Origin of the sequence: Candidatus Pseudomonas auctus (assembly GCF_048654275.1) — a bacterium.
Lineage (GTDB): Bacteria > Pseudomonadota > Gammaproteobacteria > Pseudomonadales > Pseudomonadaceae > Aquipseudomonas > Aquipseudomonas pharyngis.
This window is the reverse complement of sequence record NZ_JBJYZK010000012.1, coordinates 1-15,079: the sequence shown is the minus strand read 5'-3', so window position 1 is coordinate 15,079 and position 15,079 is coordinate 1. Positions and strand designations below refer to the sequence as shown.

Here is a 15,079-nt window from a genome sequence, read left to right as displayed (position 1 = left end):
GAAGTTTTTATCCTGGAACCCGGCCGCTGGCCGGGCTCAACCCTGAACGGAATTGTGGTCATTTATGGAACAGTCGAAGGTGCGCAAAGTCGGTCTGGGAATCGCGTTGACGCTGGTGGCCGGGTTGGTGTTCTACACAGTGCAGGCGCCGGCCGAGGCGCCGCAATACCTGACCGCCACGGTCGAACGCGCTGACATTGAAAACGCAGTGCTGGCCACCGGTTTGCTGGAGGGCATCAAGCAGGTGGACGTCGGCGCCCAGGTTTCGGGGCAGTTGAAGTCGCTGAAGGTCAAGGTCGGCGACAAGGTCAAGAAGGGCCAGTGGCTGGCGGAAATCGATCCGTTGGTGCTGCAGAACACCCTGCGTCAGGCACAGGTCGATGAGGAGAATCTGCAAGCCCAGCGCCGGGCGACTCAGGCTCAACTGCGCCAGACCAAGGCCATCTACGAGCGCTATCAGAACCTGCAGGAGGACGCCTCGATCTCGCGGCAGGATTTCGAAACCGCGCAATCGAACTACGAAGTGCAGCAGGCCAATCTGTTGTCGCTGGACGCGCAGATCAAGAGTGCGCATATCCAGATCGACACGGCCAAGGTCAATCTGGCCTACACGCGGATCGTCGCGCCCATCGACGGCGATGTGGTGGGCATCGTGACCCAGGAAGGCCAGACCGTGATCGCCAATCAGCTGGCACCGATCCTGCTCAAACTGGCGGACCTGGACACCATGACCGTAAAGGCTCAGGTGTCGGAGGCCGATGTCATTCACATTGCACCGGGGCAGGAGGTGTACTTCACCATTCTTGGTGAGGACAAACGTTATTACGGCAAACTGCGCGGCACTGAGCCTGCGCCGCAGAACTTCCTCGAAACCCCGCCCGCCGGCACGCCGAAGCAGAACACTGCGGTGTTCTATAACGCGCTGTTCGAGGTGCCGAATCCCGATCACCGTTTGCGTATTTCCATGACCGCTCAGGTGCGGGTGGTGCTCGACACCGCCAAATCGGTGCTGACGATTCCGGTCGCCGCGCTGGGCCCACGCAACAGCGATGGCAGCTTCCCGGTGCGGGTGCTGGACGCCAAGGGCCAGGCGCAGTCGCGCAATGTGCAGACCGGGATCAACAACAACGTCAAGGTGCAGGTCAACGAAGGCCTGGCCGAAGGCGACCGGGTGGTGATCGGTGATCCGGTGACGAAAGTGGCAGGGGCATGAGCATGAGCGAACCTCTGCTGCAACTGACCGGCATCAGCCGCAGCTTCACGGCTGGCGATCGCGAATTCCTCGCGCTGAAGAACATCAACCTGACGATCCATGCCGGGGAAATGGTCGCGATCATCGGCGCCTCGGGTTCCGGCAAATCGACCCTGATGAACATCCTCGGCTGCCTCGATTACGCCACAGCCGGCAGCTACAGGATCAACGGCCGGGAAACCCGCGATCTGGACAGCCAGGCGCTGGCCGAACTGCGTCGCGACTATTTCGGCTTCATCTTCCAGCGCTACCACTTGCTGCCGCACTTGAGTGCGATGCACAACGTCGAGATGCCGGCAATCTACGCCGGCACGCCGGAACCACAACGCCATGCGCGAGCCCGTGAATTGTTGGCGCGCCTTGGGCTGGAGGGGCACCTGACCCATCGCCCGAGCCAACTCTCGGGCGGTCAGCAGCAGCGGGTGAGTATCGCCCGGGCGCTGATGAACGGCGGCGAAGTGATCCTCGCGGACGAGCCGACCGGCGCCCTCGACACCACCAGCGGCAAGGAGGTGATGCGCATCCTGTTGGAGCTGCACGCGGCCGGGCACACGGTGATTCTGGTGACTCACGACCCCAAGGTTGCAGCCAACGCCGAGCGCATCATTGAGGTCAGTGACGGCGAAATTCTCAGCGACCGCCGCAACGAGCGCGACGCCACAGCATTGAGCAATGAGGACGCGGTCCCCAAATCCACGGGGGCGCGGCGTCTGGTGGCCAGCCTCGGGTTGTTCAAGGAGGCCTTCAACATGGCCTGGGTCGCGCTGATCTCGCATCGGATGCGTACCTTGTTGACCATGCTCGGGATCGTCATCGGCATCACCTCGGTGGTGTCGATTTCGGCCATCGGCGAAGGGGCCAAGCGCTATGTGCTCAAGGACATTCAGGCCATCGGCAGCAACACCATCGATATCTATTCCGGCACCAGTTTCGGCGACAGCCGTTCGGCGGCCATCGAAACCCTGGTGCCGGCGGATGTGACGGCGCTCAACCAGTTGTATTACGTCGACAGCGCCACGCCGGTGGTCGGGCGCAATCTGTTGCTGCGCTATCGCAACATCGATCTCGATGCCCAGGTCAACGGCGTCAGCGATCTGTACTTCCAGGTGCGCGGAATCAAGATGGAGTCGGGCATTGCGTTCAGCGAAAACGATGCCCGACGCCAGGCTCAGGTGGTGGTGATCGATCACAACACCCGCCAACGGTTGTTCGGCGAGGGGGTTGATCCGCTGGGACAGGTGATCCTGATCGGCAACCTGCCGTGCACCGTGATCGGTGTGGCGGCAGAAAAGAAGAACATCTTCTCGTCGAGCAAGTCGCTCAACGTCTGGGTGCCTTACGAAACTGCAGCCGGGCGGCTGTTGGGACAGCGCTACCTGGACAGCATCAGCGTGCGGATCAAGGACGGCCAACCGAGCAAGGTCGTGGAAGACAACGTCAACAAACTGATGCTGCAGCGCCACGGCACCAAGGATTTCTTTACCAACAACCTCGACAGCGTCATGCAGACCGTGCAGAAAACCAGCCGCTCACTGGCGCTGTTGCTGTCGCTGATTGCAGTGATTTCGCTGGTAGTCGGCGGCATCGGGGTGATGAACATCATGCTGGTGTCGGTCACCGAACGGACCCGCGAGATCGGTATCCGAATGGCGGTCGGGGCGCGGCAGTCGGACATTCGTCAGCAGTTTCTGGTGGAGGCGGTGATGGTCTGTCTGCTGGGCGGGGCGATTGGAATCTCGTTGAGTTATGCCATCGGCCACCTGTTTTCGCTGTTCATCAAGGAATGGGAAATGGTGTTCTCGTTGAGCTCGGTGTTGACGGCGGTGATCTGCTCGACGCTGATCGGCATCGTGTTCGGCTTTGTGCCCGCGCGCAATGCATCGCGGCTCGACCCGATCGAGGCCTTGGCGCGGGACTGAGGGGCCGGACATGAAAAAAAACCGCCGTCCCTGGCAGGACAGCGGTTTTTTTACAGGCGTGTGATCGATCAGGCAGCGTTGGACGGGTCGCAGGCGGCCGGGCAGTCCTCAGGCGAATACATCCAGCGCATCAGCGAATGGCGGCCGCTGATTCCCAGTTTGATGGCAGCACGTTTGAGGTAGCTCTCGACGGTATTGACCTTCAGTTGCAATTGCTCGGCCAGTTCAGGCGCGGTGCGCCCGGCCAGCAGACCGACGCACACTTCCAGTTCACGGTTGGACAGGCTCAGGCCCAGTTGCTGCACGCGCTCGCAAAAACGCAGGCGCAGGGTTTCAAGGCCTTGAAGCGAGGCTTCGGTCGCTGCGGCTTGCGCCTCGGGATCCGCACTCGCCGGTTGCAGCGCGTGGATGTGCTTTTCCACCATTGGCAGCAACACCGGGGAGATGTCCTGTAACAGACTGCGCTCGCGCGCGGAGAAGCGCTTCGACGGGCCGCAGCGGTACACGGAAATCACATAACGGTAACCGTCCTTGCGCCGGGTCAGGTGCAACTGCGAAGCATCGGTGACCGTGGAGGGTTCGGGGGCGGGCACGTCACTGTTGCCGGGATCGGTGCTCAGTTCGGAATACACCGTCTCGGCCGTCAGTGCCGCCTCTTTGGGGCATTCCGGCTCGGTGCGCGGTTGCGTACGTGCGACCGGCTCCACGCGCATCTGCCGGATATGCGTGGCGTCCACGGCCAGTTGGGTGAGGATCAGGTCGTGCAGCATTCGCGGAAAATGCCGGCTGCCGGTGCTGGCGATGACTTTGCCGATGTGAGGGAACAGGTGTGAGTTCATGTGTTTCATCCATGAGTAGCAATGGGGGAATTGCGCTTTCCCGAGTCTCCGGCGGAAGTCCTTGGCCGGCGACCACAAATCGGGAAATTTGGATCCTATCCTAGTACAACGTTTGAGCGACCGTTTAATGAAGGGGTTATTAGCTCATAACCAACATTCAGTGGCCGCCACCCGGTCGGCTTCCATTCGTCGAATGCGTAGAACGACGCAGAAGCAGCACGGCTCTACCGCGTGTCATCTTAGCGAGACATTCGAAATGTACGATCAGCGCAAGAAAGAGTCACTGTCGGCATGGCGCAAGCTGGCGACACAATCGCAAGAGCCGTTCGATCCGCAGGACCAATACGACGACTTGCTCAAGGGGGCCGACGACATGCTGGAACAGGGGCTCATCAGCAACGCCGAATGGCGTCAGTTGGTGCGCGATGCGGGCAACGTGTTTACCCGCAACGAGGCGGGGGCAAGCGGATGAAGCGCAAACCAGGTGCCGGCCGACGAGTCAAAGACGCCCCGTGGCCTGCAAGAGACGCGCGAACGCCGTCTTGTCGATGGGCCGGCTCATGAAATATCCCTGCACTTCGTTGCATTGATCCTTGCCGAGAATGGCCAGTTGCTCTTCGGTCTCGACGCCTTCGGCCGTGACGTTCAGGCCCATAGCCTTGCCCAGCCCGATGATGGCTTGCACCACCGCACGATCATTGCTGCCGGTGCTGATGGACGCGATGAAGCGCTTGTCGATCTTGATGCCATCGAACGGATAGGCACGCAAGTAGCCCAGCGAGGAGTAGCCGGTGCCGAAATCATCCATGTTCAACCGCACGCCCAGTTCTTTGAGTGCGTTCATGGTCGTCAGCGCACCGTCGGTGTCGTTGAGCATGACGTTTTCGGTGATCTCCAGTTCCAGGCGACTGGCTGGAAAACGGGTTTCGACCAGCACTTCGCGCACGTCCTGGACGACGTCGCTCAGTGCAAACTGGGCAGGGGAGAGGTTCACCGACAAGAGGATTTCTTCAGGCCATGTCAGGGCGGTCCGGCAGGCTTCGCGCAGTACCCAGCGACCGAGGGGGACGATCAGGTCTGTCTGCTCCGCCAAGGGAATGAACAGATCGGGACCGAGCAGCCCTTTCGTCGGATGCTGCCAGCGCACCAGGGCTTCAACCGAAACGATTTCCTTGCCGTCCACCTTGTAACGCGGCTGATAGTGCAGCACCAGCTCGTTGTCTTTCAGCGCCTTGCGCAAGTCGTCTTCCATTTGCCGGCGCGTCTGGATCTGGTCGCTCATGTGCGCTTCGAAATAGCACCAGGTGTTCTTGCCTTCCGACTTGGCCTGGTAGAGCGCGATGTCGGCGCAGCGAATCAGCTCTGCGGCTTCGAAGCCGTGGCGCCGGCTCAGGGTGATGCCGATGCTGGCACCGATGTGCAACGGATGATGCTCGAACATCACCGGCTCATGCAGACTGCCGATCAGGCGTGTGCAGAACCTGTCGATTTCCTGATGCGAGTCCATGCCACTGAGTACGACGACGAACTCGTCGCCTCCGAGCCGCGCAACAATGTCGTGATCCCGTGTGCATTCGCGCAGGCGTCTGGCGACTTCCTGCAGGACCGCATCACCGGCAGGATGGCCCAATGAGTCATTGATCGGCTTGAAGTTGTCCAGATCGATCATCAGCAGTGACAGGGGCGCGGCATGCTCCTTGAGTTGCAGGGCTTCTTCCAGGTAGCGCGCCAGCTTGTTGCGGTTGGGCAACCCCGTCAGCGCGTCGTGCATGGACAGGTGCTGGATCTGTGCATGGGCGGCGACTTCATCGGTGATGTCGCTGGCGGTGCCGCGATAACCGACGATGCAATGGTTTTCGACGATCGGCCGGGCGGACAGCCGGCAATAGCGTTGCTGCCCCGTCTCATCGCGGTAGGTACAGCGCAGGTCACTGGCGTTGACCTCTTCGTTCAGTTTCTTGAGCCACAGCTCCAGCGGCGTGGTATCGCAAAACAGTAACTGCATGATGTCCTGTCCCAGCCACTGCTCACGTGGATAGCCGGTCACGGTACTGAAGCGCGCCGAGAGATACGTGAGAGACAGATGCCGGTCGATTTCCCAGATCCAGTCGGAGGCCGCTTCAGCCACGGCGCGAAAACGCTCCTCGCTGGCCTCGAGCGCCTGATTGGCCGCTTGCATTGCCCGGTGTGAGGTCTGCATCGCTTCCAGGCTGTTGTCCACGTACTTCGACGAACGCAAGGCATGCCGGAAAAAGTAACCGGTCAACAGCATGAGGATGAGCAAAATGCTGCCAAGCGTGGGCAGCAATGACCACAACAACCGTTGCCCCGGCCGTTCAAGGTCAGCGACCAGGCTGTAACCGGTACTGTCCAGCGGCACTCTGGGCTGGCCTGCTTCGATGGTTTCATCCAGGGCAAGAGTCAGGTTGTTCAGGCCGAAGCCGCTGCCGATCTTTCGCAGTTTGGCTGGCGTCAGCTTGTCGACGAATACCAGCACAGAGGTATTCCGGGGCTCTTCGGTGGGGCGCTCGTCATTGGGAATGATGGCCGCCGCCGTCACCAGCGCGGGCCAGTCTTCAAACAACGAATAGGTATTGACCGGCCTGGTGAGGTCGCTTTGCAGTTGTACCTGGTCGACCAGCGCAGTGGCGGACGCCTGGAGAAAACTGGAGATATTTGCTTCGACCAACTGGCCGCGCACCACCGCATATTTGGTCTGTTCCCGGTTCAGGACAAATACGCCGTCATAGCCATCGCTGGTGAACAGGGTTTTGCCCAGGTTCTGTTCAACGTAGGCCCAGTTTGTGTCGACCTGACCGCTCAGATGCTCATAGGCCGTCGTCCAGTAGGCGTAACTGGTGATGTAGTTTTTTGATGCGAGGATGCGGTTTTCCAGCGCTCGGGTCGAATAGAACAGGTTGTCGTTCACATCGTCGTCATCAAGCTGCGTCGCAATACTTAACAGGGCGCCGACGGCCGTGATGACACCGGCTATGAACAGCGCGCCTACGGCAAACGCCAGACGCCGGGTGGCGGTACGTTGAGGCGAGGGGAGCGGGGCCGCATGAGTGGAGAAGTCCATTCGCTCATCCTTGATCCGTGATTACGGCATCTAGAACATTTGGAACGACGCAATGTTCAGTCTTGTCTGCGCCACCGCTTGAAGGTTAGCAGGCACCTCGGACTTTCATCGGCAATGCGCGTCCACCAGCTCGATCCAGTGCCTGACGGGCGTGCGGCCGGCGCCGTCGAGGTGTATCTGGCAGCCGATGTTGGCGGTGGCGATGATCTCAGGATGACCACTCTCCAGCGCAGCGAGTTTGTTGTCGCGCAGTGACCTGGCCAGTGCCGGTTGGGTGATCGAGTAAGTACCTGCCGAGCCGCAGCACAGATGGGCGTCGGGGACGGCAGTCAGGTCGAAGCCCAGTCGTGTCAGCACCGACTCCACCGCACCGCCAAGTTTCTGCACGTGCTGCAAGGTGCAGGGGCAATGGAAAGCCACACGTTGATTGGCGTGGATGCCTAAGGATTCGAGCGGCTCTTCGCGCAGCACCTCAACCAGATCTTTTGCCAGCGCGCTGACGGCTTTGGCCTTTTCGGCATAGGCCGGGTCGGCGCGAAGCAAATGCCCGTAATCCTTGATGAACGCACCACAACCGCTGGCGGTCTGTACGATCGCCTCGGCACCCTGTTCGATGGCCGGCCACCACGCATCAATGTTGTGGCGGCCGCGCTCAAGGCCGGTGGCCTGGGCGTCAAGGTGATAATCCACCGCGCCGCAGCAGCCAGCCTCGCGGGCAGGAATCACGCTGATGCCCAGACGATCCAGCACCCGCGCCGCTGCGGCATTGGTGTTGGGTGACAAACCTGGCTGCACGCAACCCTCGAGCATCAGCACTTGCCGCACTTGCCGCACATGACGGATGGCGGGTCGTGGGGCAGGCAGCGCCACGTTGCGTGGCAGTTTGTCTTGCAGGGTATGGGGCAATAGCGCCCGAAACATCTGGCCGGCGTTGATCAGCCCTTTGAACAACCGTGGATCGGGCACGACGCGTCGAAGTCCTTCACGCAACAGACGCTGCCCGAGCGGCCGCGGGACGGCGGCGTCCACCACCGCCCGGCCGATGTCGAGCAGGTTGTGATAGTCCACGCCGGAAGGGCAGGTGGTTTCACAGTTGCGGCATGACAGGCAGCGATCCAGATGCTGCTGGGTTTTTGCCGTGACTTCGTTGCCTTCGAGCACTTGCTTGATCAAGTAGATGCGTCCGCGCGGGCCGTCCAGTTCATCGCCGAGCAATTGATAAGTCGGGCAGGTCGCGTTGCAGAATCCGCAATGAACGCACGTGCGCAGGATGCTTTCGGCCTCTTCGGCGCGGGGCAGTTGCCGGGCTTGCGGGCTGAGGGTGGTCTGCATGGCTCAAAGCTCCGCGTACAGACGCCCGGGATTGAAAATTCCCCGGGGGTCGAGTTGTCGTTTGAGTTGGCGGTGATAGTGCAGCAGGGCGGGCGCCAGAGGATGGAACGGCTCGTCGATCAGACCGTGGCTATAACAGGTCGCATGCCCGCCGACTTCGTCGACCACTTTGCGAATGACCGTCGCTTCGGCCGTCGATTTGAGCCAGCGTTGCGCGCCGCCCCAGTCGAGCCACTGCTGGCCGGGCAGGTTCAGCGGCGGCGTGTTCAGCGGCACGGACAGGCGCCAGAGCGGTTGGTCTTCGTCGAAGAAGCCCAGGTGTTGTTCGTTGAGATCGGCCCAGAACGAACTGTCGATCAGCTCGCCACCCAGGCGATCATGGGCGGCCGCCACCGAACCTTCGCCACCCTCAAGACGCAAATGCAGTTGCCGGCCATCGTGACACGCGGCGCTGATCGGCAACGGTTGCTGGCCCCATTCGGCCAGACGCAGCAACGCCTGTTCGCTGGGCATTTCCAGACTGAGGCTCAGGCACGCTCGCGGTTTGGGCAGCACCTTGAGCGAGACTTCGGTGATCACCCCGAGCGAGCCGTAACTGCCGGCCATCAGGCGCGACAGGTCATAACCGGCGACGTTCTTCATGACTTCGCCGCCGAACCGCAGGTGTTTGCCATGACCGGTGATGATTCGCGTGCCCAGCACGAAATCGCGCACCGATCCCGACCAGGGCCGACGCGGCCCGGACAGGCCACTGGCGACCATGCCGCCGACCGTGGCATCGTCGGCGAAGGCCGGTGGTTCGCACGCCAGCATCTGTTGCGAAGCGTCCAGCACGGCCAGCAGTTCCACTAGTGGAGTGCCGCAGCGTGCGGTGATCACCAGTTCGGTCGGGTCGTAGCTGACGATGCCGCGATGGGCGCGAGTGTCGAGAATCTCGCCACCGACGATGCGCCCGAGAAACGCCTTGCTGTTGGCGCCCTGGATGCGCAGCGGGGTAGCGTTTTCCAGTGCCCGGTTGACCTGTTCGAGCAGCGCGGCGCTGTCATCGAAATCCATCGCGTCGCCCATCAGAACCGCTCCAGTTCGGGGAAGGGCAACTGCCCGTGATGCACGTGCAGGGCGCCGAATTCGGCGCAGCGGTGCAGGGTCGGAATGTTTTTGCCGGGGTTGAGCAGGCCGCCGGGATCGAACGCGGCTTTGACGGCGTGGAACAGGGTCAGCTCATCGCTGTTGAACTGCGCGCACATCTGGTTGATTTTTTCCCGGCCCACACCGTGTTCTCCGGTGATGCTGCCGCCGACCTTGACGCACAGTTCGAGGATCTTGCCGCCCAGCGTTTCAGCACGCTCCAGCTCCCCGGGCTGGTTGGCGTCGAACAGAATCAGTGGATGCATGTTGCCGTCGCCGGCATGGAATACGTTGGCCACTCGCAGGCCGTATTCGGCTGAAAGCTGTGCAATCGCATGCAATACGCCGGGCAACTCGCGGCGCGGGATGGTGCCATCCATGCAGTAATAGTCCGGCGACAACCGGCCCACGGCGGGGAAGGCGTTTTTGCGTCCGGCCCAGAATCGCACGCGTTCGGCTTCGTCCCGGGCCTGACGCAGTTCGGTGGCGCCGGCGTGCTCGAGCACTTGTCGGACCCGCGCGCAGTCATCGTGAACATCGGCCTCAACGCCATCGAGTTCGCAGAGCAGAATCGCCTCGGCATCCACCGGATAACCGGCGTGGATGAAGTCTTCGGCAGCGCGGATCGCCAGGTTGTCCATCATCTCCAGGCCACCGGGAATGATGCCGGCCGCGATGATATCCGCCACGGCGCGGCCAGCCTTTTCCACGGAATCGAACGCCGCCAGCAGCACTTTGGCGTTCTGCGGTTTGGGCAAGAGTTTGACCGTGACTTCGGTGATGACCCCGAGCAGGCCTTCGGAACCGGTGAACAGCGCCAACAGGTCGAAACCGGGGGAATCCAGTGCGTCCGAACCCAGCGTCAGGCGTTCGCCATCGACGGTGAGGATCTCGACCTTGAGCAGGTTGTGCACGGTCAAGCCGTACTTGAGGCAATGCACACCACCGGCGTTTTCCGCCACGTTGCCGCCGATCGAGCAGGCGATTTGCGAGGAAGGGTCAGGTGCGTAATACAGCCCGAACGGCGCGGCGGCCTGGGAAATCGCCAGGTTGCGCACACCGGGTTGAACCCGTGCAGTGCGGGCCTTTGGGTCGATCTGCAGGATGTTGTTGAAACGCGCCATCACCAGCAGCACGCCTTTTTCCAGCGGCAATGCACCGCCGGACAAACCGGTCCCCGCGCCCCTGGCCACCACCGGCACCCGTCGTTCATGGCAGATCTGCAACACGCCCTGAACTTCATCGATGTGCCGTGGCAGTACCACCAGCAGCGGCGTGGTGCGGTAGGCCGAGAGGCCATCGCACTCGTACGGTTTCAGTTCCTCGCGCTGATGCAGCACTTCCAGGTCTGGCCATTGGTGCCGCAGGGCTTGCAGAAGTGCGGCTTTGTCGACGTCGGGCAAGGCGCCGTCGACCTGTTCGTCGTAGAGAATGTTCATGCGGGTGGACGACCCTCCGTTGTTGTTCGAGGTCGGGTGTCGCACTTTCATCGCTGGGCCGCTGACACCTGGAAATAAAGCGTAGCGGTCCGTGGGGCGGTGGGAGCGATTTATCAGACACAACGCCTGATGCCGGAGGCTACAGGCGCTGTATCGGATAAGGCCAATGTCAATCCAGATCGCTCGCCTGATGTCGCTCCGGGACCTGGCTCGCTTCATCGCCCCACGTCCGGTTGACACGCTGGCCGCGAATCACCGCAGGTCGTTCGGCAATCTCTTGCGCCCAGCGCTGCACGTGGGTGTATTCATGGGCGCTCAGAAACTCGGCGGCGGAGTACACATTGTTGCGCACCAGTTGTCCGTACCACGGCCAGACCGCTATGTCGGCGATGGTGTAGTCGTTGCCGGCAAGGTAAGGGCTTTCGCTCAGGCGGCGATCAAGTACATCCAGCTGACGCTTGGCTTCCATGGTGAATCGATTGATCGGGTATTCGAGTTTTTCCGGCGCATACGCATAGAAATGCCCGAAGCCACCGCCCAGATACGGCGCAGCACCCATTTGCCAGAACAGCCAGTTCAGGGTTTCGGTGCGACCCGCCGGATCGGAGGGCAGGAAGGCGCCGAATTTCTCCGCCAGATACAACAGGATCGACCCGGATTCGAATACGCGAATGCCCGGTTCCACGCTGCGGTCCAATAAAGCCGGAATTTTCGAGTTGGGGTTGATCTCGACAAAACCGCTGGAGAACTGGTCTCCTTCGTTGATGCGGATCAGCCAGGCATCGTATTCAGCGTCGGTGCAGCCGAGCGCCAGTAATTCTTCGAGCAGAATGGTTACCTTCACGCCATTGGGCGTGGCCAGCGAGTAGAGCTGCAGCGGGTGCTTGCCGATCGGCAGCGTTTTTTCATGCGTCGGCCCGGCAATCGGGCGATTGATATTGGCGAATTGGCCGCCGGAAGGCGCGCTGTGTTTCCAGACCTTGGGTGGCACGTAAGACGTCTTGCTCATGAAACGGACCTCATCGGTTAATGGCCGGAATGTTGTGAGCCCGTATGGGAACAGCGGGCTCATGACCGACAGGACACCACACAACGGCGTTTGAATGCCACCGGCGGGCGGATGAAAATTCGCGGGAATCGAGCGTGATATCAACCCAAAGAAAAGCCCGGCAGATGCCGGGCTTTCTGGGTTTCGGGAACATCACGCCGCCACGTTGCCGGCCATCATTTCCTTTTTGTAGCTGGCTTTCATCGCTTCCATTTGTTCGCCCAGTTCATCGAGCTTCGCTTTGCCGAGGAGTTTTTTTGCCTGCGGAAACATCTCGGTTTCTTCCTCTTCGATGTGATGCTCCAAAAGCTCCTTGACCACTTTGACCCGACCAGCGAACTCGGGCGTGCCCGGATCAGTCAGTTTGAGGTCTGGCAGCACCAGCGAATCCACGGTGCGGTGCTCTTCCTTGGCTTCGAAGTACATGATGTCCTGTTCCTTGGTGCCGGCTTCCTTGAAGGCCGGATAAAGGATTTCCTCTTCGAGTCGGGTGTGGATCGAGATCTCCATTTCCAGTTTGCCCAGCAGCTCGACACGTTTTTTCAGGGCCCGGTCCGTCGATTCGCTGAGTTGACTCAGGATCCCTTTGACTTTCTCGTGGTCGGCTTTCAGAAGGTCGATCGCGTTCATGTTGGTTGCCTCTGCTATTCAGGGTTAGAACACAGTCCGATGTCTCTCGGCGCCGTGGATTCCCGAAGAACAACGCATTTGCCATGCCAGTCGCGCGTCTCGGCCAAAGGCGTCTGGATCAGGGGTTGTGCGATAGCAGGGCTGAGGGGGGTCGTGCAGCCTGCATGAACGACGTGTAATCGGCATTGCAGAACACGACCCGAAGGGTTGTGGGCGTGATTTTTCGGATCAGAAGACAGCGATCACGACGGATGTTGTTTACCGGTGCTGGCGCTGTGGCAAGTACTTTTGCGTAATTGTGCCGGACTCACGCCAAGTCGTTGTTTGAAGGCGCTTGCCAGGTGCGCCTGGGAATTGAATCCACAGGCCAGGGCGACCTGCGACAAGGCCGTTTTCCCGTTGCATATCATCGCCCGAGCCCTGGCCAGGCGCCGGTCGATCAAATAGCTATGGGGGCTTTTGCCCGTGGCTTGTTTGAAGGCGCGAGTGAAATAGCCTTCGGACAATTCGAGCAGGTGTGCCATCGACAGTACATCGAGCGGGCCATTGAGACCTGCGTCAATGAACTCATCCAGCCGTCGCATTCGGCTGTCGGTGATCGAGCCGCGGTGCACTGGCACGTCCTGAACTGCGGCGCGCTCAGCCAGCGCAAGCGCCCAGGTTTCCCAGTCATCGTCCCATTTGGGCTGCAACAGCGCGCTGCGCATTCGCTGGGCGAGGAGAATGGCCTGCGGGTCGATGCGGTTGTTGAATGGCCGATCTCCGGCCAACGCACCCCCTTTGGTGCGGATGACCCGCAGGTATTCACCGCCCACGGGGGACTCGGACAACACATCACAGCCGACCGGGACAAACGCCAGGCCATTGGGCATCGCGTCGAAGGGACGTACCCGGTCAGTACCGATGGCATGCAGGCCGCGTTGGCTGTCGAAGGCAAAGCCAATCGCTGACTGGGTCGCCACGTAGCGTGCCGAGTAGGCTGCGCCGGGCAGCAATTCGATCGTCCACGAACCTGCCTCGATGCGACGGACCGGTTCCGCAAGGGGTGTGATGTGCTGACGGTTTCGATGACTCATGAGCGTCATAGTAGTGAAGGGATGGCATAAAAGTCAGGTTCGTTTTTTGAAAGCCGACGCGACGCCTGCGTGCCTAGACTGGGACAAAGCCAAGGAGACGCTCATGCATACAATCACGCGCGATGACCTCGAACACGCTGCCCGCCAGGTTTACCAGGTGATGCCGGCTACCGCCCAGTATCGCTGGCCTCTGCTGGCCGAGCGGTTGGGATGCACGGTTTGGGTCAAACACGAAAATCACACACCGACCGGAGCCTTCAAGGTGCGCGGTGGCATTACATTCATGAACTGGCTGCGCCGTGAGCACCCGAGCGTCAAAGGCATCGTTTCTGCGACGCGTGGCAATCATGGCCAAAGTCTTGCACTGGCAGCCAGTGCTGTGGGGCTGAGGGCATTGATCGTTGTGCCAAAGGGCAACTCAATGGAAAAGAACAACGCCATGCGCGGGTTCGGCGGTGAGGTGGTCGAGTACGGGCGTGACTTCGATGAAGCTCGCGAAGAGGCTGCTCGCCTGGCGCAGGAACATGACTTGTACCTGGTGCCGCCATTTCATGCCGAACTGGTCAAGGGCGTTGCGACGTATGCGCTTGAGCTGTTCAGTGCAGCGCCAGAGTTGGACACCGTCTATGTGCCCATCGGCTGTGGTTCGGGAATCTGCGGTGTGATTGCTGCCCGGGATGTGTTGGGCCTGAGTACCGAGATAGTAGGGGTGGTGTCGACGGAAGCAATGGCCGCCAAACTGTCTTTCGAAGCGAAAACGATCTGTGAAACCGCGTCGGCCAACACCTTTGCCGACGGCCTTGCCGTGCGCAGGCCTATTGCCGAGGCGTTCGACATCTATAGGAAGGGGGCGGCGCGGATCGTCTCGGTGAGCGAAGAGGAAATAGCCGAGGCCATGCGCGTGTATTACACAGATACCCATAACCTTGCTGAAGGGGCGGGCGCGTCCGCGTTGGCGGCCTTGATGCAGGAGCATGAAAGGCGGGAGGGGAAAACGGTCGGTGTGATTCTGTCCGGGGGGAATGTTGATCGAACGATCTATGCGGGGGTGATTGGATGATTGCTTCTTTATATAGTCGGTACGGAGCTTGGTAGTTTTCGCAGGTACGACCTGACCTGTCGGGTATGGAAAGGAATTTTTACTCGGGGGGTTGACCATCTGTTTTGATCCTGTATTATTCGCCTCCCGCTAGCGAGCAACTTGAGTTGCTCCTAACGCAAGTGATTGAATTTAAATGAAAATAATCACTTGACAGCAAATGAGGCTGCTGTAGAATGCGCGCCTCGGTTGAGACGAAAGATCTTAACCAACCGCTCTTTAACAACTGAATCAA

Annotated in this window: 12 protein-coding genes; 4 read left to right on the top strand and 8 right to left on the bottom strand. The window is 60.5% G+C overall.

Annotation, left to right across the window (positions count from 1 at the left end; genetic code table 11):
* The first annotated feature begins 64 nt into the window (after positions 1 to 64).
* Together macA and ACKUG4_RS20715 are read left to right on the top strand one after the other, a co-directional pair.
* The gene (gene macA, locus ACKUG4_RS20720) at positions 65 to 1,213 is read left to right on the top strand and encodes a macrolide transporter subunit MacA (protein WP_074687877.1); all 1,149 of its coding nucleotides are present in this window, start codon (positions 65 to 67) and stop codon (positions 1,211 to 1,213) included.
* 2 nt (positions 1,214 to 1,215) lie between these two features.
* Complete coding sequence (locus ACKUG4_RS20715) at positions 1,216 to 3,171, top strand: MacB family efflux pump subunit (RefSeq protein WP_445434717.1); 1,956 nt, start codon at positions 1,216 to 1,218, stop codon at positions 3,169 to 3,171.
* Positions 3,172 to 3,239: 68 nt separating this feature from the next.
* Here ACKUG4_RS20715 and ACKUG4_RS20710 read toward each other — a convergent pair whose 3' ends face one another.
* Positions 3,240 to 4,010, bottom strand: a complete 771-nt coding sequence (locus ACKUG4_RS20710; protein WP_085648947.1) for a helix-turn-helix transcriptional regulator — start codon at positions 4,008 to 4,010, stop codon at positions 3,240 to 3,242.
* Between the two features lie 256 nt (positions 4,011 to 4,266).
* Between ACKUG4_RS20710 and ACKUG4_RS20705 the strand changes: the two genes are divergently transcribed.
* A complete protein-coding gene (locus tag ACKUG4_RS20705; RefSeq protein WP_064595557.1) occupies positions 4,267 to 4,482 on the top strand; it encodes a hypothetical protein in 216 nt (71 codons plus the stop codon).
* Between the two features lie 27 nt (positions 4,483 to 4,509).
* Here ACKUG4_RS20705 and ACKUG4_RS20700 read toward each other — a convergent pair whose 3' ends face one another.
* The 7 genes from ACKUG4_RS20700 to ACKUG4_RS20670 all read right to left on the bottom strand — a co-directional run bounded on the left by ACKUG4_RS20700 (position 4,510) and on the right by ACKUG4_RS20670 (position 13,754).
* Positions 4,510 to 7,092, bottom strand: a complete 2,583-nt coding sequence (locus ACKUG4_RS20700) for a bifunctional diguanylate cyclase/phosphodiesterase (protein WP_445434716.1) — start codon at positions 7,090 to 7,092, stop codon at positions 4,510 to 4,512.
* Positions 7,093 to 7,197: 105 nt separating this feature from the next.
* Positions 7,198 to 8,424, bottom strand: coding sequence for a glycolate oxidase subunit GlcF (glcF, locus tag ACKUG4_RS20695; RefSeq protein WP_445434715.1), 1,227 nt, complete (start codon positions 8,422 to 8,424; stop codon positions 7,198 to 7,200).
* A 3-nt stretch (positions 8,425 to 8,427) separates the two neighbouring features.
* On the bottom strand, positions 8,428 to 9,492 hold the full coding sequence (glcE, locus tag ACKUG4_RS20690) for a glycolate oxidase subunit GlcE (RefSeq protein WP_445434714.1): 1,065 nt from the start codon (positions 9,490 to 9,492) through the stop codon (positions 8,428 to 8,430).
* A complete protein-coding gene (glcD, locus tag ACKUG4_RS20685) occupies positions 9,492 to 10,991 on the bottom strand; it encodes a glycolate oxidase subunit GlcD (protein ID WP_445434787.1) in 1,500 nt (499 codons plus the stop codon). The genes glcE and glcD overlap by 1 nt, the downstream gene beginning before the upstream one ends.
* Before the next feature lie 169 nt (positions 10,992 to 11,160).
* Positions 11,161 to 12,000 (bottom strand): glutathione-dependent disulfide-bond oxidoreductase, encoded by an 840-nt coding sequence (gene yghU, locus ACKUG4_RS20680; RefSeq protein ID WP_085648953.1) that lies wholly within the window; start codon positions 11,998 to 12,000, stop codon positions 11,161 to 11,163.
* 192 nt (positions 12,001 to 12,192) lie between these two features.
* Complete coding sequence (locus ACKUG4_RS20675) at positions 12,193 to 12,669, bottom strand: PA2171 family ribosome-binding persister protein (protein ID WP_039770748.1); 477 nt, start codon at positions 12,667 to 12,669, stop codon at positions 12,193 to 12,195.
* A 242-nt stretch (positions 12,670 to 12,911) separates the two neighbouring features.
* A complete protein-coding gene (locus tag ACKUG4_RS20670; protein ID WP_445434713.1) occupies positions 12,912 to 13,754 on the bottom strand; it encodes a helix-turn-helix transcriptional regulator in 843 nt (280 codons plus the stop codon).
* A gap of 94 nt (positions 13,755 to 13,848) precedes the next feature.
* Between ACKUG4_RS20670 and ACKUG4_RS20665 the strand changes: the two genes are divergently transcribed.
* A complete protein-coding gene (locus ACKUG4_RS20665; protein WP_445434712.1) occupies positions 13,849 to 14,805 on the top strand; it encodes a threonine dehydratase in 957 nt (318 codons plus the stop codon).
* Positions 14,806 to 15,079: the final 274 nt, after the last annotated feature.

What these genes read in the sequence shown, in the direction of transcription:
- macA (WP_074687877.1), top strand. Translation starts at nt 65, where the DNA reads ATGGAACAGTCGAAGGTGCGCAAAGTCGGTCTGGGAATCGCGTTGACG.
- ACKUG4_RS20715 (WP_445434717.1), top strand. Translation starts at nt 1,216, where the DNA reads ATGAGCGAACCTCTGCTGCAACTGACCGGCATCAGCCGCAGCTTCACG.
- ACKUG4_RS20710 (WP_085648947.1), bottom strand. Translation starts at nt 4,010, where the DNA reads ATGAACTCACACCTGTTCCCTCACATCGGCAAAGTCATCGCCAGCACC.
- ACKUG4_RS20705 (WP_064595557.1), top strand. Translation starts at nt 4,267, where the DNA reads ATGTACGATCAGCGCAAGAAAGAGTCACTGTCGGCATGGCGCAAGCTG.
- ACKUG4_RS20700 (WP_445434716.1), bottom strand. Translation starts at nt 7,092, where the DNA reads ATGGACTTCTCCACTCATGCGGCCCCGCTCCCCTCGCCTCAACGTACC.
- glcF (WP_445434715.1), bottom strand. Translation starts at nt 8,424, where the DNA reads ATGCAGACCACCCTCAGCCCGCAAGCCCGGCAACTGCCCCGCGCCGAA.
- glcE (WP_445434714.1), bottom strand. Translation starts at nt 9,492, where the DNA reads ATGGGCGACGCGATGGATTTCGATGACAGCGCCGCGCTGCTCGAACAG.
- glcD (WP_445434787.1), bottom strand. Translation starts at nt 10,991, where the DNA reads ATGAACATTCTCTACGACGAACAGGTCGACGGCGCCTTGCCCGACGTC.
- yghU (WP_085648953.1), bottom strand. Translation starts at nt 12,000, where the DNA reads ATGAGCAAGACGTCTTACGTGCCACCCAAGGTCTGGAAACACAGCGCG.
- ACKUG4_RS20675 (WP_039770748.1), bottom strand. Translation starts at nt 12,669, where the DNA reads ATGAACGCGATCGACCTTCTGAAAGCCGACCACGAGAAAGTCAAAGGG.
- ACKUG4_RS20670 (WP_445434713.1), bottom strand. Translation starts at nt 13,754, where the DNA reads ATGACGCTCATGAGTCATCGAAACCGTCAGCACATCACACCCCTTGCG.
- ACKUG4_RS20665 (WP_445434712.1), top strand. Translation starts at nt 13,849, where the DNA reads ATGCATACAATCACGCGCGATGACCTCGAACACGCTGCCCGCCAGGTT.